This is a genomic window from Arthrobacter sp. SLBN-100 (assembly GCF_006715305.1).
GTDB lineage: Bacteria > Actinomycetota > Actinomycetes > Actinomycetales > Micrococcaceae > Arthrobacter.
In genome coordinates this window covers 2,800,423-2,824,373 of sequence record NZ_VFMY01000001.1, presented here as the reverse complement: position 1 = coordinate 2,824,373, position 23,951 = coordinate 2,800,423, and the positions used below count along the sequence as shown (strand labels likewise).

The window sequence follows — 23,951 nt, the reverse complement described above, 5'->3', positions numbered from 1 at the left end:
AAAAGTAGTAGAATCGCCCCATGGAAACAATCTCGATTGTTGGCGGCGGCATTGCCGGCCTGGCGCTGGCTTCCTGCCTGGACCCGGGTCGTTTCGAGGTGACTGTTTACGAGAAGCGGCCGGAGTTGCCTACCGTGGGTAATGCTCTGGGGATGTGGCCGAACGCCCAGCGCGCCCTGGCCCGGGTTGGAGTGCTGGACGAGGCGCGGGCCGTCAGCCCGGTTATTGGCAGCGGCTCCATCCGTAACGCCGCAGGCGAGCCTTGGGTCACCGTCAACGCGGGTGGCATGTTCGCGATTTCGCGCATTGACCTGCTGCGGTTGCTTGACTCAGCCGTCCCGGCATCTGTCCACCGGGTCACGAGCCATGTTCAGGCGCTTCCAGCCCATGGCGGCCTGGTGGTAGGGGCAGATGGAGTGCACAGCCTGGTCCGCCGTGAGGTCTGGGGTATGCACACCGCCGCCAAACTCACGCCCTACCTTGCCCTGCGCGGGACCCTCCCCTCCCGCGTCAGCCCGGGGGTCGTGGGCGAGTACTGGGGCCGCGGTGACCTGTTCGGCGTCGCCGCCTCGCGGGGCGGCATGTTCTGGTACGCCAGCTACCGGTCCGGGCTTGGCCCCCATGAAATCGACGCAGCTGCAGCCCTGGAGCAGGCCCGGAAGCGCTACGCGGGGCACGCGCCGGTTATACGCGAAGTGCTGGCGGCCGCTACGCCCGAAGCCTGCCTGGTGCAGCGGATCTGGACAGCTCCCCCTCTCAAGTCCTTCGTCCGTGGCCGGACTGTGCTCATCGGTGACGCTGCGCACGCCATGGCCCCCACCCTCGGACGTGGCGCCTGCGAATCGTTGGTGGACGCGGTAACGCTGGCTGACCTCCTCAACACGCTGCCTGAGGAGCAGGCACTTCATGCCTACGACCAGCGGCGCCGCCTGCGGACCCGTGCGCTGAGCCTGGCATCCTCGGCGCTCGCGCGCGTCTCCCTGGCAGAAGGCGGGCAGCCCCTCCGTGACCGTCTGCTCAACCTGGCCAGACGGCGGCCGGCGCGTGCCGGCGTCGGCAGTGGTTCCGCAGGGTGATCATCGGACAGGAGCCGCGGGCTTCTCCATGTCGTCGTCGGAGAGTAGGCCGCCGGGAAGTACGGGGCCGGTAACTGCCGCGGGAGCCACGGCAGGAAGCCGTTTCTTGGCGGTCCCCTTCCGGCGCGACCGGCCGTAGACCAGATACATGGTGACTCCGGTGATGACCATCAGGAGCACGGTGTAGACGAAAGTGTTGGCCACCCCTTCCACGCCCTCGGCCCCGTCGGTGTTGGCCTTGATGACCAGGCCGAGGGGCTGGACCAGCGGGTGGGCCAGGAAGATGGCGGTGTCGTAATCGTCCAGCAGGCTGTTGAAGTTCAGGGCGGCGATGGCTGCGGCTGCGGGCAGCACCAGCGGCAGGAGGATCCGCCGGAACACGTACAGGGTTTTGGCGCCCATAATTGCCGCCGCCTCCTCGAGCGACGAGTTCACCGAGGCGAACGAAGCCTTGAGCATGCGGAGCGTGAACGGGATCTTTACGGTGACAAAGGCGATCAGCAGGATCACGGTGGTTCCGGTGAGTACAGCCCCACCCACCAGCGGATTCGGGTGGTCGTAACTGATGATCAGGCCCAAGGCCAGCAGCGCCGAGGGCAGGATCCAGGGGATGTGCAGCAGGTATTCGAAAAGGGACGCCACCCAGTTTTTGTACTTTTGCAGCAGCCGCGCCACGAACAACAGTCCGCCGACGGCGATCAGGGCGGCCAGTGTGCTGTACACCACGCTGACAATGAACGGCCGAATCCCCGACTGTTGGGTCAGGACCCGCACGTAGTTGTCCAGCGTCAGGCTGTCCGCCGAAAGCTGCCCGGTCTGGATGGCGGCGCCGTCGGCAAACGAATACAGCACGATCAGCACCACCGGCAAGGTGTACACAGCAAAGAGCAGGTACGCCAGGGTGTGGACAACCACGTTGGCTGCCGGATTGGTGATGTCCTGCTTCTCCAGGGCTGAAGAAACCTTTGACACGGAAAAGTAGGTGCCGCCCTTTTCGAGCCGGGACATCACCGCGAGCATCAGGATGGTGGCCACGCCCAGGATGACCGCCAGCAGGGCTGCCAGGTCGCGTGAGGTGGGACTGTTCGTGAAGGTCAGGATCATCGGCGTGATGGTCTGGAAGTCCCGGCCGCCCAGCACCTGCGGGGCGCTCAGGGCGCCCAGGCCGGTAAGGAAGGACAGGATGGTGACAGCGAACAGTGTGGGCTTGAGCATGGGCAGCACTATCCGCCGGAGGATGGTCCAGGTGGACGCGCCGAGGTTCCGGGCCGCCTCGACTGTCTGGTAGTCGATGCCTTTCAAGGCGTTGGCCACAAACAGCATGTGGTTGGTGGTGGTGGCAAAGGTCATCACTACCAGAACTGCGAAGAAACCCGAGAACCAGCCCGGGTCCAGGCCCGGGAACACCTTCACCAGCAGGGACGTGACGATGCCTTTGTCGCCGTAGATGAACTTGTATCCGGCGGCCAGCACGATCCCGCCATAGATGAAGGTGGAGGCATAGCCCAGGAAAAGGATCCGCGAGCCCCGGATCCGGAAATAATGCGTCACCAGGACGATGAAAATTCCCACCAGGTTCACGGTGATGGACAAGGCCACTGCGAGCAGGAAACTGTTCCCCAGGGCCTTCATGGCCCTTTGCGAGGAGAACAGCTTCTCGGCGGCACGTCCGGAGAAGCTGCCATCCGGAAAGAACGTCGCCATCAGGATGTTGACGTTGGGCCACACCAGGAACGCGGCGATGAACCACGTCAGGACAGCGCCGACGATGAGTACGAAGGGCGAGCGGACCATGCTTCGGGCTGTGGACCCGCTCATGGCAGGGGTACCGCCTGGTCCTCCCGCTGCTGGGCGGCACCCGTCGTGGGATGGTACTGCAGCACGTGGGCGGGCTCGAGATACACAGTGGCAGCGCTTCCCGGCTCCGGTTGCGGGCCACCGTCCTCCCGGACGAGAAGGCGAAGGTCCGCGCCGTGGCTGCGCACCACATAACGGCTGTGCAGGCCGTGGTAGGTACGGGATACCACCGTCCCGGGAAGTCCGACGGCGGTTCCCCCGTCCGCCGCCGGGTTCAGTGACGCCTTTTCCACCCGCAGGTAGGAGCTGGCGTCCGTGCTGAGGCTGGCTCCCGAGAGCCGGTTCAACTCCGCGACGAACTCCGGCGTGAGCGCTGAGCTGTCCCCGATAAAGTTGCAGACGAACTCGGTGGCGGAGTGGTCGTAGATTTCCTGTGGAGTTCCCACTTGCTCCACCACGCCCTTGTTGAAAACAGCCACCCGGTCGCTCATCGCCAGCGCCTCGTCCTGGTCATGCGTGACGTAGACAGTGGTGATGCCGAACTGGCTTTGCAGGTCCTTCAGTTGCTGCCGCAACTGGTGCCGGAGCTTCGCGTCCAGGTTGGAGAGGGGTTCATCCAGCAGCAGGATCTTGGGCCGCAATACCAATGCACGCGCCACGGCCACACGCTGCTGCTGGCCTCCGGACAGTTCAGCGACATTCTTGGCCAGCTGCTCCTCGCTGAGCTCCACCCGCCGCGCAATGTCCCGGACCATCCGATCGCTGTCCCCGGGTTTCTCCTTCCGCACCCGCAACCCGAAGGCAATGTTTTCCCACACGCTCATGCTCGGGAAGAGGGCGTAGTTCTGGAACACCATGCCCACCTGCCTCTTGTCGCTTGGAAGCCGGGTGACATCCTTGCCGTCCACGCGGACTGTGCCTTTGGACGGCTGGATGAAACCCGCCAAGGTGCGCAACGCCGTCGTCTTCCCGCAGCCTGACGGACCCAGCAGAGTGAAGAACTCGCCGGGCCGGACGTGCAGGTCCAGGTGCGGGATGGCGGTGAAATCGCCAAAGGAAACTTCGATGTTGTCCAAGCGGATCATGGCTAACCTGTCTGGTGGAACGGGCTGGTGAAAGGGCCGGATGGCAGGAAAACCGGTTACGTCATGTACTCGAGTTCGATCTTCTCCACCCAGGCGCCCATGTTCTCCTGCACGAATTCCCAGTCGATGTCCTGCTGCTTGAGGTCTGCGAAGAAAGCCACCACGTCCGGGTTGGCTTTCGCCTCGGCCGCCTTATTCACCGGCATGGAGTTGAACTGCTGGGCAAACTGGCCCTGGACATCGGCGCTGCCGAACCAGTCGATAAACTTCTGTGCCTGTTCTTTCTTTTTGGTGCCCTTCACGAGCGCTATCTGCTCCACGGCAAGCGGGACGCCGACGGACGGAATCACGGTCTCAACGTTCACATTGAATGACTTTTCGCGCTCGGCAATGATCGATGACGGCATCTGGCCCATGTCCACTTCACCGGAGGCGATGCGGGCAAAGAGGTCAGTCTTGGCAACGGCCGGGCTGCCATTCTGGAAGTACTGCTCCACCTGCTTCCAGCCTTCATCCGAGATGCCCAGATCCCCGGAGTCGTCACGGTAGCGGCTGAGGATGCCGGCGAACACCAGCTGCGCTGTGGCAGTCCCCAGGCCGGTCACGCGCTCGTAGCGGGCTTTGAACCCGTCCTTCGTCCAGAGGTCGGTCCAGTCCTGCGGTGCGGCATCTTTGGAGATTTTGTCGGAGTTGTAGCCAAGGAGGATTGCCTGCTTGACCAGGGGCCAGTACGTTTCACCGTCCCCCAGTTCCTTATCAACGTCTCCGGCCCACGCAGGCTCGTATGGTTCAAGGGCGTCCTCAGCTTTGATCTGGGAGAAGTACATGTTGTTCAGGCCGAAAGCGATGTCTGCAATCGGATTGTTCTTCTCGGCGATCAGCTTGTTGGTGGCGTCGGCGCCGCCGGCACCCACGATCTCGATCTTGAACCCGGCCTCCGCTGCCTTTGCAGTCACCCAATCGCCGCGGCCTTCGCCGTTGGAATTGGTATAGATAACCAGAGTTTCGCCGGACCCTCCGGCAGGAGCCGATGAAGAATCGCCCGAGGCTGCAGGCGAGGCTGCGCCTCCGCCGCAACCGGCGAGAAGGGTGACGGCGACGGCGGCGGCAACCAAAGTATGGAATTTACGCACGATCAGGACTCATTTCTGGACTGGAATCGGAGCATGTCCGGCCAGCCTATAGCCGGACATGGCGAAAGTCCGGCGTTATTGCTATCGATTCGATAAACAGCCGGGCTGCCCACTCTGATCCAGTTGACGGAACGCCTGGCACCGCCTGCGTAAACCTGGCGTTAACTCTCTGCTGCGCGCTGCCGTCGTGCGTTTCGTCCTGCTTCAGTCCTGCTGGAGCGTGTCCGTCAGGTGGTGCGTGGGGATCCTGTCCCGCTCGTAGGTGATTTCCGTGTAGCCGTGCGGCTCGGGCTTGCCGGACGCATTGAGGTTGACGAAGACGATCTCCTCGATGGTCAGGATGCTCTGCCGCGTGATCATATTGCGGACCTCGGCACGCATGGTCAGGGAAGTGCGGCCGAACCGTGTGGCGGTCAGCCCCATTTCGATCAGGTCGCCCTGCACGGCGGAGCTGACAAAGTTGATTTCGGAAATGTACTTCGTGACCGCACGCCCGTTGCCGAGCTGGAGGATGGCGTAGATGGCTGCTTCCTCATCGATCCACTTCAGCAGGCTGCCGCCAAAAAGCGTACCGTTCGCATTGAGGTCCTCGGGCCGGACCCACTTTCGGGTGCGGAAGGTAATGTCTGCTGATTCCATAGGCCGAGGTTAGCCGAGGAGCCCGGGTGGCACCGAGTGTGACGGGCTGGCACCGGGCTGTTGTCACGCCATGGCTGTGTGCGCGGCGCTGCGGGCGTGGATGCTCTTGGCGTAGCAGTAGGAGTATTCAACGCCCACGTAGGGGCCAAAGTTGGGAACGGATTCAAAGCCGGAGGTTTCGTAAAAGTTCCGGCCGTCGGGCTGGGCGGACCCGGCTTCGGCTTTGATGCGCGTGATCCCCTGCTTGAAGGCTTCAGCTTCCAGCGCGGCGAGGATGGAGCTGGCGACTCCTGATCCGCGCGTGTAAGGCAGAACGTACAGGCGCTTGATTTCCGCTGTACCGGCATCAAGGAGCCGCAGCCCGCCGCAGCCCACCGGCTGGCCCGAGCCTTTGTCGTACGCCACGAGGAACACCGCGCAGTCAGCGCCCGACGGCGGCGGGCCGGGTTCGTGATCCGGGGTGCCAAAGCGGGCGTCAAGTTCGGCCTGCTGGGCACGGCGGAGGTCGGCGCCCACCGGGTTGGACCAGGCGACCTGCCGGATGTTCAGTCGCGGGTTGGTCTGCATTTCTGCCTCGATTCGCCGAAGGGGTATGCCAAACAAGGCTAAAAGCCGCCGGTTACGCTGGTGTTTCTTCCGCGTAAGCGCCTGGATAACGCTTGGCCCAACTCGCTCGGCTGGCTAGTAATCAGCTGGTCTAGGATATTTCTATGCGTTCCACAGGTAATGAAGGCTCCGGCTACTGGTACGGCCCGGACGGGCAACTGGACTACAGTGCGGCGGTGCTGAAATCGCTGCGTGACTACCGGGCGGCGGAAACTGCCGTTCGAAGGTCCACCCGGGACTCCATGGGCATGGGTGAGACGGACATCCTCGCGTTGCGCTACCTGCTGCGCGCCCAGGCCTCCGGCAGGACCGTGGCGCCCAAGGACCTGAGCCAGTTCCTGGGCATCACCAGCGCTTCCACCACTTCGCTCATTGATCGGCTTGTGGCCAGCGGGCATGTCCGGCGCGAGGCGCACCGTACGGACCGGCGGTCGGTGGTGGTGGTTCCCACGGTGGAGTCGGACAAAGAGGTCCGTGTAACTCTCGGTGCAATGCACCGGCGGATGATGGCCGTGGCGGAAGGGCTCAGTGCTGATGAGGCGCGGGTGGTGGTTGAATTCCTGCAGCGCATGGCTGAAGCGCTGGAGCATCTTGACGAGGGCACCAAAGAAAGTAACTAGCCTAGCTAGCTAGACAGGCTAGTAATATGTATGCTTACGACTGGTTTCCTGAACATCTTCATTGGAGTCGTGAGTGCGTTGGTTACTTTTACTGAGCTTGGTTCCCCTGATGTCCTCGCAGGACGAACATCGCTGAACGGCTTCGGGCCGGATCCGGAGCCGGACGGCCTCACCGCAGTCCATTGCGGCACTGCCATGGAGCTTGTAACCCCGGCGGTGGGGCCGGCGGCCGTAGGCTACAGCTTCGGGCCGGACGATCGTGATCCTGTCCTGCTGCCGCCGGTATGGCGCTGCCGCTGCGGCTTTCAGCTCGACGCCGGTTTGGGCGCAGCCCCCGCCCCCGCCCTGTCTGCATGAGCGCCCACACCGCAACAGTTGTCCAGGAACCGGCCGGGATCCTGTCCCGGGACCAGGCGGCCGGGCGCTACGAACTCAAAGAACGGCTGGGCCGCGGTTCGCTGGCTGAAGTTTTCCGCGCTGCTGATCGTGAGGGCGGTCCGGATGTAGCCGTCAAGGTGGCTGTGGGCTACTCCAAAAAGCACTTCGACCGGACCAGCAACGAAGCCTCCGTCCTGGCGTCGTTGGACCATCCGTCCATCATCAAATTCATCGCCAAGGGCGTTATGCCCGCCGGGACTCCGCTTGCCGGACGTCCTTTCCTGGTCGAAGAACTGGCGCTCGGGACGAGCCTCGCCGAAGCTGCCCACACCCGCCCACCGTTCGCCGGTGACGTTGCCGGCTGGGCCTGCGGCCTTTTGGGAGCCCTGGCCCACCTGCACGGGCAGGGCCTGGTGCATCGCGATATCAAGCCTGCCAACCTCATGCTGAGCGGCCTGCGGAGGAGCCCCGTGCGGATCATCGACTTCGGCATCGTGACTGCGGCCGGCTCTCCTCCCGAGCCCGGCATCTCATCGGGAACAGTCCACTACATGAGCCCTGAACAGGCCGGGGGCGGACCGGCGCAGGCCACTTGGGACGTCTACGCCATGGGGCTCGTGCTGCTGGAACTGCTCACCGGATCCAGAGCTTTTCCCGGCACCGCCATCGAATCGCTGGTGGCCAGGACCCTCCGAAGCCCCGCCATTCCAGACTCCCTTGGCCCGGAATGGTGCAACCTGCTCCGGGCACTGACGGCAATGGACAGCAACGAGCGGCCGACGGCGGCTGAGGCCGCCATCATGGCGGCCCGGCTCTCGCCTCCCGCATCTGCCGCGAAGGCCAGTGGCTCTTGCAGGAAAATGGCCGTATTCCCGTCCCGCCGGATCAGGCAGCTGGCTTAGGGCTCATTCACGTTCTTCCCGGTGGGATCCTCCGCCGTGGGATCAGCCAATGCCAGGCCGCCCACCGGGCTGCCGTCCCAATGCAGGAGCTTCCAGCCGTTGTCCGGATCGCCCTCCACTGCAACGATTCCAGTGTTGGCCAGAACATGCTTCGCCGCGAACTCGTGGTCTGCGCCCTCCGCCCGGCGCCCGGCCCAGGTGCGGATGGCCGCACCGTGGCTGACCACCGCGGCCGTGGCTTCCTGGCCTGACACCCGCTCCAGAACCCTGTTGATCGCTGCGTCAAACCGCCCGAAGAAGTCGTGCCCGTCGGGGCCGGCCGGCATCCGCCGGCCGAGGTCCCCTGCCGCCCAGGAAATCACTGTCCCCATGTACCGCTTGTGGGACTCGTGGTCGGTCAGCTTTTCCAGCGAGCCTGCCTCGATCTCGTGCAGGCCGTCCAGCACCTCGACGTCCAGGCTGTGCAGCCGGCCCAGCGGCGCGGCGGTGATCTGGGTCCTGACCAAGGTGGACGCATAAAGGACATCGATCCGCTCAGCCGCCAGCGAGCGGGCCAGGGCCTCCGCCTGGCGTTCGCCCAGCTCCGTCAGGCCGGGGCCGGGGTGGGCCGTGTCCAGTTGGCCAAGCACGTTACCGGGGGTCTCTCCGTGGCGGATGAGGAGCAGTTTCATGCCTCCAGTTTCGCACTTGTTAGTGGCCGCCCGGCCAGCCCCACCGGAAGGCCGCACAGCAGAAGGCGCCGGGCCCCTCGAAGCCCGGCGCCGCCGTCGTACCTTTCCTGCCTCCTGCGGCCGGACTACTTCAGGTGGTCCACCAGCTGGTCGGCGATGCCCGTGTACTTGCCCGGCGTCAGGGCTAGCAGGCGCGCTTCGGCGTCGGCCGAAAGGCCAAGGCTCTGCACGAACTCCTGCATGCGGGCAGCATCAACCCGCTGGCCCCGGGTGAGGTCCTTGAGCCGCTCATAGGGGTTTTCCATGCCCTCGACGCCGGCAATCGCCTCGGCACGCATGACCATTTGGATCGCTTCGCCCAGGACTTCCCAGTTGGTGTCGAGGTCCCCGGCCAGTACGTCCTCCGCCACGTCCAGGCGTTCCAGGCCCTTGGCGACGTTGGAAATGGCCAGCAGTGAGTGGCCAAACGCCACCCCAATGTTGCGCTGGCTGGAGGAGTCGGTGAGGTCGCGCTGCCAGCGGGAAGTCACCAGCGTTGCGCCCAAAGTGTCCAGCAGGCCGTTGGAGATCTCCAGGTTCGCCTCTGCGTTTTCGAACCGGATGGGGTTGACCTTGTGCGGCATGGTCGACGAGCCCGTGGCGCCGGCCACCGGGATCTGCGCGAAGTAGCCGATGGAGATGTAGCTCCAGATGTCCGTGCAGACGTTGTGGAGGATCCGGTTGAAACGCGCCACGTCGGCGTACAGTTCTGCCTGCCAGTCGTGGCTCTCGATCTGGGTGGTCAGCGGGTTCCAGGCCAGCCCCAGGGCTTCCACGAAGGACTTGGCCACCTGTTGCCAGTCTGCGCCGGGAACGGACGCAACATGGGCTGCGTAGGTGCCGGTCGCGCCGTTGATCTTGCCCAGGTATTCCGTCCTGGCAATCCGGTCCAGCTGGCGGGTCAGGCGGTGCGCGATGACTGCCAGTTCCTTGCCGAGGGTGGTGGGCGTGGCGGGCTGGCCGTGGGTGCGGGACAGCATGGGGACGTCGCGGTTGTCCTGCGCCATCTTGGTGATCTGGGCCACCAATGCGCGCGCGGCCGGGAGCCACACGTCCTCCACAGCGCCCTTGATGCCCAGCGCGTAGGAGAGGTTGTTGATGTCCTCCGAGGTGCAGCCGAAGTGCACCATGGCCGTCAGGTTTTCGATGCCGATGGCGGGGAGGCGGCGGCCGATGTAGTACTCCACGGCTTTCACGTCGTGAACAGTGACGGCCTCGATTTCGGCGAGCTCGGACACGGAGGCGGCGTCGAATTCCGTGACGACGGCGCGGAGCTGTTCCTGCTGCGGGGCCGTCAGTGGCCCGGCGCCGGGAAGGACATTGTTGCTGGTCAGGTGGATGAGCCATTCAACTTCGACGGCCACGCGGTCGCGGTTGAGTGCTGCCTCGGACAAGTAGTCAACGAGCGGCGCGACGGCGGACTGGTAGCGGCCGTCCAGCGGGCCAAGCGCGATTTTTTCCGGGGACGCGGCGAGGGCCAGGCGTCCTGAGGGCGTACGGGTATCAGCTGTGGCGGCGGTTTCAGGCATGTGCTGATTCTTTCATGAACTCCCGCGGCGGCTTTAGCCGGTTACTTGTCCACATAGCCGACGGCGATGGTTGGGTCCGCGCGTTGTCCTCCGTAGCGTTCATCCCAGGCAGATCTGCGGGGCCGCGCCGCTAAGAGTCCGGGTGGAGAGGGAGGTCGGGTAATGGGCAGCCAACTGGCAGGGGCAGACCTGCAACAGGAAATGCTGCGCGTCTCTCAGGTGACGCAGTTGGCCGAACGGGTGGGGGCCTGCGTTGGCCGCGGTGAAGAGGTTTTGAACAGCTTCAGGGATATCCAGTTGCTGCAGTGGGAGTCGCCGGCCGGCCGCGCGTACCGGGATGCGGTTCTGCTTCAGTCGGCAGCACTGCGCCGTGCCCTTGAAGCGTTGGTTGAGGCAAGGGCTGCGGTGGAGCGCCACAGCCAGAAGACCTTAACCGCGGGCTGCACTTATCCGGGCCCGCGCTGATGGCCGAGGCAACGCCTTCGGGCAGCGGCTCCATCCACTTATCCGGCCCTCCCGACGACGGATTCCTCATGATCCGCGGAGGCGTGGGCGGCATCAGTTTCCAGCTGGAGGAGCTGACGGGCGGGGCCGAAAAGCTTGATGACCTGGCGGGCGAGCTCTCGGAACTCGAGGTTGAAATCCGCCGGATCTGGGAGGGCCTTGTTCCTTTCCAGGACCTGCCGCGGTGGTCCGGCAGCCTGGCCATTAACGCGGTAGGTGAGTCCGGGCGGAGCATCCAAAGAGTGCGGGCCGAGCTGCAGCGCATCAGCAGCCAGGTCCGCGCTTGTAAGCAGGAGTACGAAACGGCGGAGTGGCTTGCCGGAACAGCGAGGTATTTGGGCATCGTCAGCCCTGGAGATATTTACAACTCCCTCGCCAATTTCGCTGCCAATCGCGCAGCTGACGACAAGACGGCAGAAACCATCGTTGGCGTCCTGGGGCTTCAGGCCGCTGATGTGAAGCGAAGGGTTGGGAGGGACCCCTTGGGTTGGGATGCCCTTGAACGGGATGGGGCTGTTGGCCGCCCACTGACCGTACGCCAGGAGGAGTCCGTTCAGGTCGATCTGGATACTTCCCCGGCGGGCCTCTTGGAGCGCATCCGCCAAATAGACGCCCGTGGTGCCGGGTTTATTGAAGTCATTGAGGTCACTAACGGCGGGGAAAAGACGTATGTGGTGGTCGTTCCCGGCACACAGTCTGCCGGCATCGGCGCGGGCGGGAAAAACCCGTTCGATGAGGTCGGAATACTGGAGGCGATGGTGTACAGCTCCGAGGATATGAGCGTTGCAGCGCTCCAGGCACTTAAGGCGGCGGGCGCTGAGTACGGAGCTCCCGTGGTGGCCGTGGGCTACAGCCAGGGCGGCATCCATGCGATGAACCTGGCTGCCGATCCCCGCTTCCTCCACGACTACGACCTCCGCTACGTGCTGACAGCAGGATCCCCTGTCGCCGGTATCAATCCCGCAGCTGGCGTGCAGTCCCTGCACCTGGAACATCGCGAAGACTGGGTGCCGGGAACGGACGGGGCGCCAAACCCGGACACGAAGGAGCGCGTGACGGTTGGCTTGACCCAAAAACCGAGGGCGTTGGAAGGGGAGGGGGCCCTGGGGCCCGGGCACACCCTTAACAGCTACCAGGACGGCGCCCGGCTGGTGTCGGCCAGCACTGATCCCTCGCTGGTGGCGTCCACGGCGGCACTTGGCGCGGCACTGGGAGCGGGCGGAACGGCGACCGCCACACGGTTCTCCCTGTCCCGGACTAAGGCTCCCGCATCGGATCTCCATGCCGCGGACAACCGCAGGCAGGAGCGCGGGTATGGCGGGCGGTAGTGGCCAACACTGACGCCCGTTCAGCTACCGTCGCGTACCGGTAATCCTGCCGGCCACGAGTGAGACCAAGGTGATGATGATCGCGGCAAAAACGGCAGTCCAAAAGAAGGAATCAACAGTGAAGTGCACCGGGGTATAGCTGCTGATCCAGGAGGTCAGGTAGAGCATCCCAGCGTTAATAACGATGGTGAACAGGCCGAGCGTCAGGATGGTGAGGGGCAGCGCGAGGAGGCTCACCAGAGGACGGACCAAAGCGTTCACCAAGCCGAAGATGACGCCAATGAACAAATAAGCGAGGACAATCCCGATGGTGTCCGTCCCCTGTGTCACGCCGGTCTTGGCCACTGCATCCGTGGTGGCGGAGCTGGAGATCTCCAGTCCCGGAAGTATCCAGCTCGCCACCCAGAGGGCGAGGCCATTGATCAGAACCCGGGCAATCAGTCGCATAGGCCCCATGGTTTCACACCGCCCTGAAGGTTGGCGCAAAAAAAGAAAAGGGCCGACTGCCGATGTCCCCCGCCAGCTTGCCCCTAAAGAGGCCCTGGCCTGGCCGCCGCTGTGACGGCCGGCAAAAGGCATTGTCAAAAATCAACTTAACCCTTGACAGGAAGAAAGCGTTTTCCGATAGTTGAGAAATCGCTTTCTCGTGCGCCTTCCACTCTCGTTGGCGCCGAAGCGTGGTTCATTCCAATGGAGGAAGAGAGATCATGCGCAAGAAGATGTCCTTAGCGCCAGTGTCCGCCGCAGCAGCATTGGCCATATCGCTGCTCGCATCGCCCGCCCAATCATTCGCGTCTCCTGCGTCCCCAGCAGACCCCGCAGCCCAGACCGCCCGTCAGCCGCTTGAGCGGCAGGTTCTTGCCCAGAACGACGGCTGGGCTTCCCTGGAAGCTGGCACCACGGGTGGCTCAGCCGCCACGGATGAGCGGATCTACGACGTCTCCACCCGGACAGAACTCCTGGCGGCGCTCGCCTCCGGGACTGAGCCAAAAATCATCAGGGTTCACGGCGGCATTGCTGCCAACACCAACACTGACGGCTCGCCCATCAGTTGCGAGGACTACGCCGCCGGCACCGGGTTCTCCCTTTCCCAATACCTTTACGACTTCGACCCGGCCCGGTACGGAACAACGAAGGTGCCGGCAGGCCCTCAGGAGAGCGCCCGCCGCCTCGCCGCTTCCAGGCAGGCCGCGACCATCCGGTGGGAGATCCCCAGCAACACCACCATCGTGGGAGCCGGACCGGAGAGCGGCATCACAGGTGCCGCCCTGAGGATCAACGGGGCCGAAAACGTCATCTTCCGGAACCTCACAGTGGCTGACGCTGCCGACTGCTTTCCTTCCTGGGACCCCACGGACGGAGCCACAGGCAACTGGAACAGTGAGTACGATCTGCTGCAGATCATCAACGGCTCCAAGCATGTCTGGGTGGACCACTCGCACTTCACTGATGCGCCAAATCTCGACAACACGCAGCCCAGCTATTTCGGCAGGCCCTATCAGGTCCATGACGGAGCAGTGGATGTCACTAACGGCTCAGACCTCGTAACCATGTCCTACAACCGGTTCTCGGAACACGACAAGCTCCTGCTCATCGGGTCCACGGATTCCACCAACCGCGGCGACGCAGGCAAGCTCCGTGTCACCATTCACCACAACGTCTTCCAGAACGTGGGCCAGAGGGCACCGCGGGTCCGTTACGGCCAAGTGGACGTCTACAACAACCACTTCACCACGAGCTCAACGTCCGCCATCCCCTACGGCTACACGTTGGGAGCAGGCGTAGAGTCCCACCTCCGCGCGGAGGCGAATGCCTTCACGCTCCCCGCTGACATTCCCATTGGATCCCTGATTGGCTATTTCAAGGGGAAAGTCATCACCACCAGCGGAAACGCCGTCAACGGCAAGATCGTCGATCTTCGCGCCGCCTACAACGCTGCTGCCCCGGCTGACAAGCAACTGGGCGCCGACGACACCTGGGCACCTGTTCTGCGGACCCATGTGGATGCTGCCCAAGCTGTTCCCGCCCTCCTGGCGGACGCGGTCGGACCCGTGTTCACCGCGGGGGAGGCGCACTGATGCACTGTTTCCAGCCCAGCCGCCGATCCCTTCTGGCAGCCGTAGCAGCAGGAGCCGTCACCGCGGCCGCAGGACTCGCAGGGCCCGGCGCCGGGCGCTCGCAAGCCGCCGTCCGGACAGTCAACCCAAGTCAGCGCCGCACCAGGCCGATGATTTTCGTCGTCGGCGATTCCACCTCCTCCGCCTACCAGCACTCCGAACGCCCCCGCGCCGGGTGGGGACAGGCCCTCCCGTTGCTGTTGGGACCGCAGGCCGACGTCTTCGACTACGCCTGGTCCGGAGCCTCGTCCAAGAGTTTCGCCGACGCCGGCCTCCTGGGCGAGGTGCTGGACCTGCTGCAGCCAGGGGACTACCTGCTCATCTCCTTCGGGCACAACGACGAAAAGACAACGGATCCGGCGAGGGGCACCGATCCTCAGACCACCTTCAAGGAGTACCTGCAGAAATACCTTGACGGTGCTGCGGAACGCGGGGCCCAAGCCGTCCTGGTCACGCCGGTGGAACGCCGCAGGTTCAGTCCCCTAGGCATTGCCCAGGACTCGCACGGCGCATACCCGCAGGCCGTGCGGGAGCTTGCCGCCGCCACCGGCACCCCGTTAGTGGACCTCACTGCCTCCTCGAAGGCCCTGTGGCAGGAGCTTGGCGCCGAGGGAACCAAAACGCACTTCCTGTATACGGCACCAAACCAATATCCGCAGTATCCGGACGGGGTCGCCGACAACACGCACTTCCAGGCAGAGGGTGCCCTCGCCGTGGCAAGGTTGGTTGCCTCCGAACTACAGGCAAAAGAGACAATCCCACCGGGATATTTTCAGCACGTGGACGCCGCATTGGATCCCCTCGCCGGGATCTACTGGCCCAGCGAACGCCCGGTGGACAAACCTTTGGTGCTTGAGGTGGGCCGTGGCATGGCCTTCCGCACGGTCCAGGCAGCCGTTGACTCGGTGGCCACGGGAAGCAGCAGCCGCACTCTCATCCGGATCCAGCCCGGCACCTATCGCGAGGCGATCAGGGTCCCTGCGGATAAGCCCAGAATTTCCCTTATCGGGCTGGGCGAGAAAGCCGAAGACGTTGTGCTGGTCTACAACAACGCCTCCGGTACTCGCAAACCGGATGGCAGCGGATCCTTCGGCGCCGGCGGAAGCGCAAGCGTCCGGATCGACGGCGCTGACTTTACGGCTGCCAATCTCACCTTCAGCAACGACTTCGACGAAGCCGCCAACCAGGACATGGCGAACCGCCAGGCGGTGGCACTGTTCCTGGCAGGGGACCGCGCCGTCCTCCGCAATGTCCGCTGCCTGGGCAACCAGGACACCCTCCTGGTCGACTCGCCCGCCCGCGGCGTACCGGCACGGTTCTTCTTCAGCGACTGTTATGTGGAAGGCGACGTGGACTTCATCTTTGGCCGGGGAACCGCCGTCTTTTCCGGCTGCGAGATCCGTTCACTGGACCGGGGTTCCGAAAACAACAACGGCTATGTGTCCGCCGGCAGCCAGAACGTCAAGATCAAGCATGGATACCTTTTTACCGGCTGCCGGTTTGTGTCCGATGCTGCGGCGGGATCGGTTCACCTGGGCCGGCCCTGGCACCCCAGCGGCGATGTGGACGCAATCGCCCAGGTCCTCGTCCGGGATTCCTGGTTGGGTGCCCACATCTCCGGCACACCGTGGACGGATATGAGCGGCTTCTCCTGGCGGGAAGCACGCTTCCATGAGTTCAATAACTACGGCCCGGGGTCACGCATATCTCCGGACAGGCCGCAGCTTGAACCTCAGCTGGCCGGGGACTTCACGCTGGAGGCCTATCTGCGAGGAACAGACGGCTGGGCTCCCCAGCTGTCAGGAACCCGGGCGGACAGCGCCTGGGTGGACCGCCAGACGTTGCGGCAGGTAAGTTAGGCCGCACCCGCAGAAGAGCCGCACGCACAGAAGAAACGGGTGGCCGGAGGACCCTGCAACCAGCGGGCGACTCCGGCCGCCCTAATCCGGGCTAACCGTGGCCAATCCCGCCTTCCCTCCCGCATCGGGAGAAGTAGGCTGGTCTCCATGACCTCATCAAACACCCTTGCCGGGGGTATCCAGCCGCGTCCTGTGGTGGCAAGGCTGCCCCGCTACGCCGCCGGCAAACCTCCAGTGGCCGTGGACGGACTGGCCAGCTACAAGCTGTCTTCGAACGAAAATCCCCTGCCTCCGATTCCCGCCGTTGTCGAGGCCATCGCGAAGCAAACGGACTTCAACCGCTACCCTGACCCCTTGAGCAGCCGGCTGCGCGCAGAGCTCGCCGGGTTCCTCAATGTTCCCGCCGAGGATATTGTCACGGGCGCCGGCAGCCTGGGGGCCTTGAACCAACTGTTGGCCGCGTTCGCGGGGCGGAATGAAGACGGCAAGCCGGATGAGGTGGTTTACGCCTGGCGCTCCTTTGAGGCGTACCCCATCAGCGTAGGCCTCTCGGGTGCAGAAGGTGTTCCCATCCCGCTCACCAGCGAGGGCCGCCACGACCTGAAGGCAATGGCGGCGGCAGTCACCGCCCGAACCAAAGTAATCCTCCTCTGCACGCCGAACAATCCCACCGGCCCTGCCCTGGGTGCGGTTGAGACGGAGGCCTTTATCCGCGCTGTCCCGGCCGACGTGGTGGTGGTCATCGACGAGGCGTACCAGGAGTTCGTTCGCGGGGCCGGGGCGGTTGATGGTCTCAGCCTCTACCGCAAATACTCCAATGTGGTGGTGCTGCGCACCTTCTCCAAGGCACACGGGCTGGCCGGCTTGCGCGTTGGCTACAGCGTCTCCAGTCCGCAGCTGACCCAACACCTGCGCGTCGCGGCCACACCCTTTGCCGTGTCGCAGATTGCAGAAACGGCAGCAATTGTTTCCCTCCAGAATTACCCCCAGGTTGTAGAAAGGGTACAAAGGCTTGTGGATGAGCGGGACCGCGTCGCGGCAGGGTTGCGCAGCCTGGGCTGGGCTGTCCCGGACGCGCAGGGCAACTTCGTCTGGCTCGACTTTGGTGCCGACAGCGCAGACTTTGCCGAACTGGCAGGCACGCAGGCGTTATCAGTCAGGGCATTTGCCGGCGAAGGCGTGAGGGTGAGCATCGGCGAGGAAGAGGCCAACAGCCGGCTCCTGGCGTTGTGTGCGAAGTATACAAAGGCCCCGCGCGGTTCCTAGCACTTCACAAGTAGCTTCGCGCTTACTTACTGAAGATAAAGTTAGGATCAGTAAGCCATCATATATGCCACGACAGGAATCTATTCCTCTTGGGGTATATATCCCAGCGACATTGCATTGCATCCGGATGCGCGGCAAGCAAGGAGACGGTATGGGCACACATCTGCCTTCCACCGAGTTCGACGGAACAGCTGTAGACGACCAGCGCGAGGCTGATGCCGAGGCAGTAATGGGCGAGCCCCCGGCGCAGATGGTCCAGCTCCTCGGCCCGGACGGGAAGCTCGGCTTTGACCCTGTCTTCACCGACTATGCCAGCAAGCTCACCCCGGAGGTGCTTCGCGGACTCTACGCGGACATGGCAGCCATCCGCCGCTTCGACGTCGAAGCGACTGCCCTGCAGCGCCAGGGCGAACTGGCGCTCTGGGTTCCGCTCACGGGCCAGGAAGCCGCGCAGATTGGTTCCGGCCGCGCGAGCCAGCCCCAGGACTACATCTTTCCCACCTACCGGGAGCACGGCGTGGCGCTCACCCGTAACGTGGACCTGGCCGAGCTCCTGCGCCAGTTCCGCGGTGTCTCCAACGGCGGATGGAATCCCAAGGACACGAACTTCCACCTGTACACGCTGGTCCTCGCGGCGCAGACGCTTCACGCGGTGGGGTATGCCATGGGAATCCAGCGGGACCAGAAACTGGCCGCCTCAGGTGCCGCCGGGTCCGGGGCATCGGCCGCCGGGCCGGACGCAGCGGTGATCGCCTACTTCGGCGACGGCGCCAGCTCTGAGGGCGACGTCCACGAATCCATGGTGTTCGCCTCCTCCTACAACGCCCCCGTAGTCTTCTTCTGCCAGAACAACCACTGGGCCATCTCGGTCCCCACTGCCGTACAGACCCGGGTGCCGCTGTCCAACAGGGCCAAGGGCTACGGCTTCCCCGGCATCCGGGTTGACGGCAACGACGTCATCGCCGTCCACGCCGTCACGGAATGGGCACTGGAGCACGCACGCCAGGGCAAGGGTCCGGTCCTGATTGAGGCGTTCACCTACCGGGTGGGCGCGCACACCACAGCGGACGATCCCACAAAATACCGGGAGGCGGCGGAAGAAGAGGCCTGGCGGGCAAAGGACCCGCTGGCCCGCCTCGAGAAGTACCTGCGCTCCGAAGGCATGGCTGACGAAGCATTCTTCGCCAAGGTCAAAGCCGACGGGGATGAGCTGGCCGCTTACATCCGCCGCACCACGCACGACCTTGAAACCCCGGACATCCGCACCGCTTTTGCCAACACCTACGCCGAGGCCCATCCCCTGGTGGCGGAAGAACTCGCATGGTTCGAGGAGTACTCGGCAGGTTTCGCAGGTGAGGAACCGGCGGAAGAACCGGCCAGGCAGGCAGTATCTGCCCAGGCATCCCCGAAGGCAGGCCACTGATGACCACCATGACCATTGCCAAGGCCATCAACGAGGGCCTTCGCGCAGCCCTGACGGACAATCCCAAGTCCCTGCTGATGGGTGAAGACATCGGCGCGCTGGGCGGCGTCTACCGCGTGACCGACGGCCTGATCGGGGAGTTCGGCCCCGACCGCGTCGTGGACACGCCGCTGGCCGAGTCCGGCATCATCGGAACAGCGATTGGCCTCGCCCTGCGCGGGTACACCCCGGTGTGCGAAATCCAGTTCGACGGCTTCGTTTTCCCCGGCTTCAACCAGATCACCACCCAGCTTGCAAAGATCCACGCGCGCAGCAACGGCAACCTCACCGTCCCGGTAGTGGTCCGCATCCCCTATGGCGGCGGCATCGGCTCGATCGAGCACCATTCCGAGTCACCCGAGGCGCTCTTCGCCCACACGGCAGGGCTCCGGATCATCACCCCGTCCAACCCGCACGACGCCTACTGGATGATCCAGCAGGCAGTGCAGTGCCAGGACCCGGTGATCGTTTTCGAGCCGAAGCGGCGCTATTGGCTTAAGGGCGAGGTCGACGTTGCGGCTCCGGGCCCGGCTGAGGATCCCTTCAAGGCCCATGTCCTCCGCGCCGGAACGGAAGCCACCATCGTGGCGTACGGACCGCTGGTGCCGGTGGCCCTTGCAGCAGCCAACGCCGCAGAGGAGGACGGACACAGCCTGGAGGTTATTGACCTTCGCTCCATTTCGCCCATTGACTTCGATACAGTCACCGCCTCGGTCCAAAAGACCGGCAGGCTGATCGTGGCCCACGAGGCTCCCACCTTCGGCGGGATCGGCGGCGAGATAGCGGCACGGATCAGTGAGCGTGCATTCCATTCGCTGGAGGCTCCGGTGATCCGCGTAGGCGGCTTCCACATGCCCTACCCCGTTGCGAAGGTGGAGGAAGACTACCTTCCGGATATTGACCGCATCCTCGAGGCGCTGGACCGCGCCCTCTCCTACTGAGGACACCATGACCCTGAACAAGTTCAACCTTCCTGACGTAGGCGAGGGCCTGACCGAGGCGGAAATCGTCTCCTGGAAGGTCAAGCCAGGCGACGCCGTGGCCATCAATGACGTCCTCTGCGAGATCGAGACTGCCAAGTCAATCGTCGAACTGCCCTCGCCGTTCGCCGGCACCGTCAGCGAACTGCTGGTTCCCGAGGGCGTCACCATCGACGTCGGCACCGCCATCATCAGCGTCAGCAGCGAGGTCTCCGGTGATCCCACGCCGGCCGACGTCCGGGCGCCGGAAACCCCCGTGCAGCCGCTTTACGGCAAGCTTCCGGACGGGGACGGTGCACCGTCCGACGGCGGCCCAACAGAAAGTGCGCGGGATACAGACAGCGCCCTGGCCGGCGGTCCACTGGTGGGTTCCGGGCCCAAGGCCGACGCCGTCAAGCGCCGCCCGCGCAAGGCGGCACCAGCCGCCCGCATGCCGGTGCTCGAGCCTGTCGAGACCCAGACCGGCGCTCCGACGGTCAACGCACCGGAAGTTGAGCCCGTCCAGCCGCTCACCCCAGCCGCGGTGACAGCCGCGCCGAGGGCCGCAGCAGACGCTGCAAAGGAGGTTCCGGACCAAACCAGCGGCGGGTCGGTGGATAACCGGCCCACGTTCGGCGGCGCCATCACCGGACTCGTGAATAAGGTCCTGGCCAAACCCCCGGTCCGCAAGATCGCCCGCGACCTGGGTATCGATCTGGCAGACGTGGTGGCCACCGGCTCACGGGGGGAAGTGACCCGCGAGGACCTCGTCAGCTACCAGGCGCAGCGGGACGCCGAACTTGACAAGGCCGACGGATTTTGGGGCAAGGCCGGAAAACCCCAGGACCAGCGCATCGAGCGGATCCCGGTCAAGGGGGTCCGCAAGGCCACGGCCAGGGCGATGGTGGACTCGGCCTTCGCGGCACCGCACGTCAGCATCTTTGTGGACGTGGATGCCAGCCGCACCATGGAATTCGTCAAGCGGCTCAAGGCCTCCAGGGACTTCGAAGGCATCCGCGTTTCGCCCCTGCTCATCCTCGCCAAGGCGGTGATCTGGGCAGCCGCCCGCAACCCAAGTGTCAATGCCACCTGGGTGGACACCGCGGAAGGCGCCGCCGAAATCCACGTCAAGCACTACATGAACCTGGGTATCGCCGCGGCAACACCGCGCGGACTGATGGTGCCGAACATCAAGAATGCCCAGGACCTGTCGTTGAAAGAGCTGGCGCTGGCCCTGAACGGCCTGGCCACTACCGCCCGTGCCGGAAAGACCCAGCCTGCCGAGATGCAGGACGGGACGCTGACCATCACCAACATTGGAGCGCTCGGCATCGATACCGGTACTCCGATCATCAACCCCGGCGAAGTGGCCATCGTGGCCTTCGGTACCATCAAGCAGAAGCCCTGGGTGTTGGACGGGGAAGTGATTCCCCGCTGGATCACCACCCTTGGCGGCTCGTTCGACCACCGCGTGGTGGACGGTGACCTGTCCGCCCGCTTCATGGCCGACGTCGCCGCCATCCTGGAGGAACCCGCGCTGCTGCTGGATTAGGAAATCGACAACCGTGGTCATCAATGCAGGTGTCATAGGGGCCGCGGAGAGCGTCGTCGCCATGGTTCTTGCCGTCCTGATGCTCGGCCCGGCATGGCTTCCGTTGCTCCTGCTCAGGCTGGATGGTGCCTTAGCGCAGGAAAGCGTCAGAGGGTGGAATAGGTCGTGAGCATCTCGAGGGTGGTGGGATCGGCCACGGTTCCCAAGGAAACCGCTGCGGCGATCATCAAGCCGCCCAATACTGCCCCTGCGCTGCCCAACGCGGTCAGGAGCTTCCAGTCTTCGCGTAAAACACTGGCCACGGTGGCCGGCATGTCGAGGCCAGGAGCAATCAGGTTCGGCGCGGTGTCCACGGTTCCGTCGTCCAGGAGTGCCACGACGATGCCGTTGCCGTGGTCGACGCGCATGGAGCAGATGTGGTTTCCGTGGCGGGCCAGGAGGATGTCGTGGCCGACGAGCTGGCGGCGCTGGAGAGTGAGCAATGGAGCCCCTTGATCATCGTGGAAATGGGTGTCCGCGCCATTGGGGGCTTATCCAATTTTATCTTTGCGCTCACTGCAAAATGACGTAAAAGGGCGTGAAAACGGACACCCACCGGGGCGACTTCCGCCACCCTGGGAGGTGCCCGCGGTAACTGCTAGTCCGCGTCGTAGGTGTTGGCGATGTAAACGTCGCAGGGTGCGTTGTGGGCCACGCTGTTGGCCACGCTGCCCAGCACCCGGCCTATGCCCTGCATCCGCCGGTTTCCCACCACGATGATCCGTGCTTCCATCCGCAGGGCCTCCTTGATGAGGGCGTCCGCCGGGCGCCCGCGGGCTGCGGAATAGGTCACTTTAATGTCCCGGCCCAGGGATTGGGCCACCGTGCGGGCCACTTGTTCTGCCGCATCCGCGTCGGAGACGATCCACCGGTCGCTGCCGCTGCCAAAGACTTCGGTGCGGTCGCTGTCGAAGGCCGAGACCACGTGCAGCGATGCGCCCAGCGCTGCAGCGAGGTCCCGGGCCGACTCCGCCGCCTTTTTTGCCGTACCGCTGCCGTCGACCCCTACAACGATGATTCCGCTCATGTATTGCTCCTTTGCTCGGTATGCGGCTTAAGTCCCGTGAGCCTTAGGCTACAGCCCGGCGATGGCTTCCCGCAGTACCGGCGCCAGCCGGCGGACACCCTCGGTGATCGCCTCCGGAGGCACGGCGCTGTAGGCGAGGCGCAGTTTGTTGGAGGGCTCGTCCGACGGCGTGAAGGCGGCGCCGGGGATGAACACCACTCCGGCGTCGATCGCCTTTTGCAGCAGCGGGTAAGTGTCCACACCTTCCGGAAGTGTCACCCAGACGAAGAAGCCGCCTTCCGGGGTGGTCCAGCTGATCCCTGCGGGCATGTGGGCGTCAAGGGCAGCGAGCATGGCATGGCAGCGCTCGGCATACAGCCCGCGGTAGGTCTCGATCTGGCCCTTCCAGTCGTAGTCCCGCAGGTAGGCGGAGACGATCATCTGATTGAGGGCGGGCGGGCACAACGTGACGGCTTCCGCAGCGAGGTAATACCGACGCTGGAGATGCTCGGGAACCAAAGCCCACCCGATGCGCAGACCCGGCGCAAAGATCTTGGAGAAGGACCCCAGGTAAATGACGTCTCCCGGGTTGTCCGCGCGGAGCGGTGCGAGCAGCTCGCCCTCGAAGCGCAGGAGCCCGTACGGGTTGTCCTCGAGGACCAGAATATTCGCCCTGCTGCATATGTCCACGATTTGTTGCCGCCGGTTCCTGGCAAGGGTGATGCCGGACGGGTTGTTGAAGTTCGGGATTGTGTACAGGAACTTGATGTTCCTGCCCGCCAGTTGCAGGGCTGCGATCCTGGCCTCAAGCAGTTCCGGAACCAGGCCGTCCTGGTCCATCTCCACTGTTTCCACGTGGACCTGGTACGCCTCGAAGGCATTTAGCGCGCCTACGTAGGTGGGGTCTTCCACAAGCACCACGTCACCTGGGTTGCAGAAGAGCTTGGTGGCGACGTCCTGCGCCGATTGTGATCCTGCCGTGATCACCACGTTTTCCGGCCGGGCGTCGAGGATGCCTTCTGCCGCCATCACTTCGCAGATCTGTGTCCGGAGCTCCTGGGTGCCTTGCCCGCTGCCGTACTGAAGTGCGGTGAGGCCGTCCTCGGCGATGATGGCAGCCGTGGTCGCGGCGAGCCGGTCGAGGGGAAGGGGCTGCAGATAGGGGCTGCCGCCGGCAAGCGAAACCAGCCCGGGACGCAAGGAAATATCAAAGACGTCCCGGACGGCGGACTGGCGTATGTTGGCGGCGCGCTCTGAGAACAGTTCCTCATGGCGGTGCGCGGACGTGGCCGCCCGCTCGATGGCATCAATGGCTTCGGCAGGCAGCATCCGCGCTGCGGCGTCGAGTGTCTCGTGGCTCACATCCACAGGATACAGGCGTGAG

The 23,951-nt window shown here is 64.4% G+C and carries 23 protein-coding genes; 12 read left to right on the top strand and 11 right to left on the bottom strand.

From position 1 onward, the window contains the following. The first annotated feature begins 20 nt into the window (after window positions 1-20). Window positions 21-1,076, top strand: a complete 1,056-nt coding sequence (locus tag FBY31_RS13070; RefSeq protein WP_142041569.1) for an FAD-dependent monooxygenase — start codon at window positions 21-23, stop codon at window positions 1,074-1,076. Here FBY31_RS13070 and FBY31_RS13065 read toward each other — a convergent pair whose 3' ends face one another. The 5 genes from FBY31_RS13065 to FBY31_RS13045 all read right to left on the bottom strand — a co-directional run bounded on the left by FBY31_RS13065 (window position 1,077) and on the right by FBY31_RS13045 (window position 6,297). Continuing rightward, window positions 1,077-2,894 (bottom strand): ABC transporter permease, encoded by a 1,818-nt coding sequence (locus FBY31_RS13065; RefSeq protein ID WP_142041566.1) that lies wholly within the window; start codon window positions 2,892-2,894, stop codon window positions 1,077-1,079. Continuing rightward, a complete protein-coding gene (locus tag FBY31_RS13060; RefSeq protein ID WP_142041563.1) occupies window positions 2,891-3,958 on the bottom strand; it encodes an ABC transporter ATP-binding protein in 1,068 nt (355 codons plus the stop codon). The genes FBY31_RS13065 and FBY31_RS13060 overlap by 4 nt, the downstream gene beginning before the upstream one ends. Before the next feature lie 56 nt (window positions 3,959-4,014). Beyond that, window positions 4,015-5,091, bottom strand: a complete 1,077-nt coding sequence (locus FBY31_RS13055) for an extracellular solute-binding protein (protein WP_142041560.1) — start codon at window positions 5,089-5,091, stop codon at window positions 4,015-4,017. A 204-nt stretch (window positions 5,092-5,295) separates the two neighbouring features. Continuing rightward, window positions 5,296-5,730 (bottom strand): acyl-CoA thioesterase, encoded by a 435-nt coding sequence (locus FBY31_RS13050; RefSeq protein ID WP_142041558.1) that lies wholly within the window; start codon window positions 5,728-5,730, stop codon window positions 5,296-5,298. A gap of 63 nt (window positions 5,731-5,793) precedes the next feature. Continuing rightward, the gene (locus tag FBY31_RS13045; protein ID WP_142041555.1) at window positions 5,794-6,297 is read right to left on the bottom strand and encodes a GNAT family N-acetyltransferase; all 504 of its coding nucleotides are present in this window, start codon (window positions 6,295-6,297) and stop codon (window positions 5,794-5,796) included. 143 nt (window positions 6,298-6,440) lie between these two features. Here FBY31_RS13045 and FBY31_RS13040 point away from each other — a divergent pair, with 143 nt between their 5' ends. From FBY31_RS13040 to FBY31_RS13030, 3 genes are read left to right on the top strand one after another with little or no spacing between them, the layout of a single operon-like run. Continuing rightward, window positions 6,441-6,956, top strand: a complete 516-nt coding sequence (locus tag FBY31_RS13040; protein WP_142041552.1) for a MarR family winged helix-turn-helix transcriptional regulator — start codon at window positions 6,441-6,443, stop codon at window positions 6,954-6,956. 30 nt (window positions 6,957-6,986) lie between these two features. Further along, the gene (locus FBY31_RS13035; RefSeq protein ID WP_142041548.1) at window positions 6,987-7,313 is read left to right on the top strand and encodes a hypothetical protein; all 327 of its coding nucleotides are present in this window, start codon (window positions 6,987-6,989) and stop codon (window positions 7,311-7,313) included. Beyond that, on the top strand, window positions 7,310-8,236 hold the full coding sequence (locus FBY31_RS13030; protein WP_142041545.1) for a serine/threonine-protein kinase: 927 nt from the start codon (window positions 7,310-7,312) through the stop codon (window positions 8,234-8,236). Before FBY31_RS13035 ends, FBY31_RS13030 begins: the two co-directional genes overlap by 4 nt. Here FBY31_RS13030 and FBY31_RS13025 read toward each other — a convergent pair. Both FBY31_RS13025 and purB read right to left on the bottom strand, forming a co-directional pair. Continuing rightward, window positions 8,233-8,907 (bottom strand): histidine phosphatase family protein, encoded by a 675-nt coding sequence (locus FBY31_RS13025; RefSeq protein ID WP_142041540.1) that lies wholly within the window; start codon window positions 8,905-8,907, stop codon window positions 8,233-8,235. The two genes, FBY31_RS13030 and FBY31_RS13025, sit on opposite strands and share 4 nt — an antisense overlap. 125 nt (window positions 8,908-9,032) lie before the next feature. Continuing rightward, window positions 9,033-10,475 carry an adenylosuccinate lyase gene (purB, locus tag FBY31_RS13020; protein ID WP_142041537.1) on the bottom strand — a complete coding sequence of 481 codons (1,443 nt, stop codon included), beginning with the start codon at window positions 10,473-10,475 and terminating at the stop codon, window positions 9,033-9,035. 162 nt (window positions 10,476-10,637) lie between these two features. Between purB and FBY31_RS13015 the strand changes: the two genes are divergently transcribed. Both FBY31_RS13015 and FBY31_RS13010 read left to right on the top strand, forming a co-directional pair. Further along, the gene (locus FBY31_RS13015) at window positions 10,638-10,940 is read left to right on the top strand and encodes a hypothetical protein (RefSeq protein WP_142041534.1); all 303 of its coding nucleotides are present in this window, start codon (window positions 10,638-10,640) and stop codon (window positions 10,938-10,940) included. Then, the gene (locus tag FBY31_RS13010) at window positions 10,940-12,307 is read left to right on the top strand and encodes a hypothetical protein (protein WP_142041531.1); all 1,368 of its coding nucleotides are present in this window, start codon (window positions 10,940-10,942) and stop codon (window positions 12,305-12,307) included. The genes FBY31_RS13015 and FBY31_RS13010 overlap by 1 nt, the downstream gene beginning before the upstream one ends. 24 nt (window positions 12,308-12,331) lie before the next feature. Here FBY31_RS13010 and FBY31_RS13005 read toward each other — a convergent pair whose 3' ends face one another. Then, window positions 12,332-12,754: a phage holin family protein gene (locus tag FBY31_RS13005; protein ID WP_142041528.1), complete on the bottom strand. Its 423-nt coding sequence runs from the start codon at window positions 12,752-12,754 to the stop codon at window positions 12,332-12,334. Window positions 12,755-13,014: 260 nt separating this feature from the next. On the opposite strand from FBY31_RS13005, the gene FBY31_RS13000 reads away from it, so the two are divergent. The 6 genes from FBY31_RS13000 to FBY31_RS12975 all read left to right on the top strand — a co-directional run bounded on the left by FBY31_RS13000 (window position 13,015) and on the right by FBY31_RS12975 (window position 21,522). After that, entirely contained in the window at window positions 13,015-14,385 is a 1,371-nt protein-coding gene (locus FBY31_RS13000) for a pectate lyase family protein (protein WP_142041525.1), read from the top strand. Beyond that, on the top strand, window positions 14,385-16,283 hold the full coding sequence (locus tag FBY31_RS12995) for a pectinesterase family protein (RefSeq protein WP_142041522.1): 1,899 nt from the start codon (window positions 14,385-14,387) through the stop codon (window positions 16,281-16,283). Before FBY31_RS13000 ends, FBY31_RS12995 begins: the two co-directional genes overlap by 1 nt. A gap of 147 nt (window positions 16,284-16,430) precedes the next feature. Beyond that, window positions 16,431-17,549, top strand: coding sequence for a histidinol-phosphate transaminase (locus tag FBY31_RS12990; protein ID WP_142041519.1), 1,119 nt, complete (start codon window positions 16,431-16,433; stop codon window positions 17,547-17,549). Between the two features lie 151 nt (window positions 17,550-17,700). Continuing rightward, window positions 17,701-18,972 (top strand): pyruvate dehydrogenase (acetyl-transferring) E1 component subunit alpha, encoded by a 1,272-nt coding sequence (pdhA, locus tag FBY31_RS12985; RefSeq protein ID WP_142041516.1) that lies wholly within the window; start codon window positions 17,701-17,703, stop codon window positions 18,970-18,972. Further along, complete coding sequence (locus FBY31_RS12980) at window positions 18,972-19,952, top strand: alpha-ketoacid dehydrogenase subunit beta (RefSeq protein WP_142041512.1); 981 nt, start codon at window positions 18,972-18,974, stop codon at window positions 19,950-19,952. Before pdhA ends, FBY31_RS12980 begins: the two co-directional genes overlap by 1 nt. 7 nt (window positions 19,953-19,959) lie before the next feature. Further along, window positions 19,960-21,522 (top strand): dihydrolipoamide acetyltransferase family protein, encoded by a 1,563-nt coding sequence (locus tag FBY31_RS12975; RefSeq protein WP_142041509.1) that lies wholly within the window; start codon window positions 19,960-19,962, stop codon window positions 21,520-21,522. A gap of 146 nt (window positions 21,523-21,668) precedes the next feature. On the opposite strand, the gene FBY31_RS12970 is transcribed toward FBY31_RS12975, so the two are convergent. The 3 genes from FBY31_RS12970 to FBY31_RS12960 form a co-directional block, all read right to left on the bottom strand. Next, window positions 21,669-22,004 carry a hypothetical protein gene (locus tag FBY31_RS12970; protein ID WP_142041506.1) on the bottom strand — a complete coding sequence of 112 codons (336 nt, stop codon included), beginning with the start codon at window positions 22,002-22,004 and terminating at the stop codon, window positions 21,669-21,671. Between the two features lie 155 nt (window positions 22,005-22,159). After that, window positions 22,160-22,588 carry a universal stress protein gene (locus FBY31_RS12965; protein WP_142041503.1) on the bottom strand — a complete coding sequence of 143 codons (429 nt, stop codon included), beginning with the start codon at window positions 22,586-22,588 and terminating at the stop codon, window positions 22,160-22,162. A 48-nt stretch (window positions 22,589-22,636) separates the two neighbouring features. Further along, entirely contained in the window at window positions 22,637-23,929 is a 1,293-nt protein-coding gene (locus FBY31_RS12960) for an aminotransferase-like domain-containing protein (RefSeq protein WP_142041500.1), read from the bottom strand. Between the last annotated feature and the right edge of the window lie 22 nt (window positions 23,930-23,951).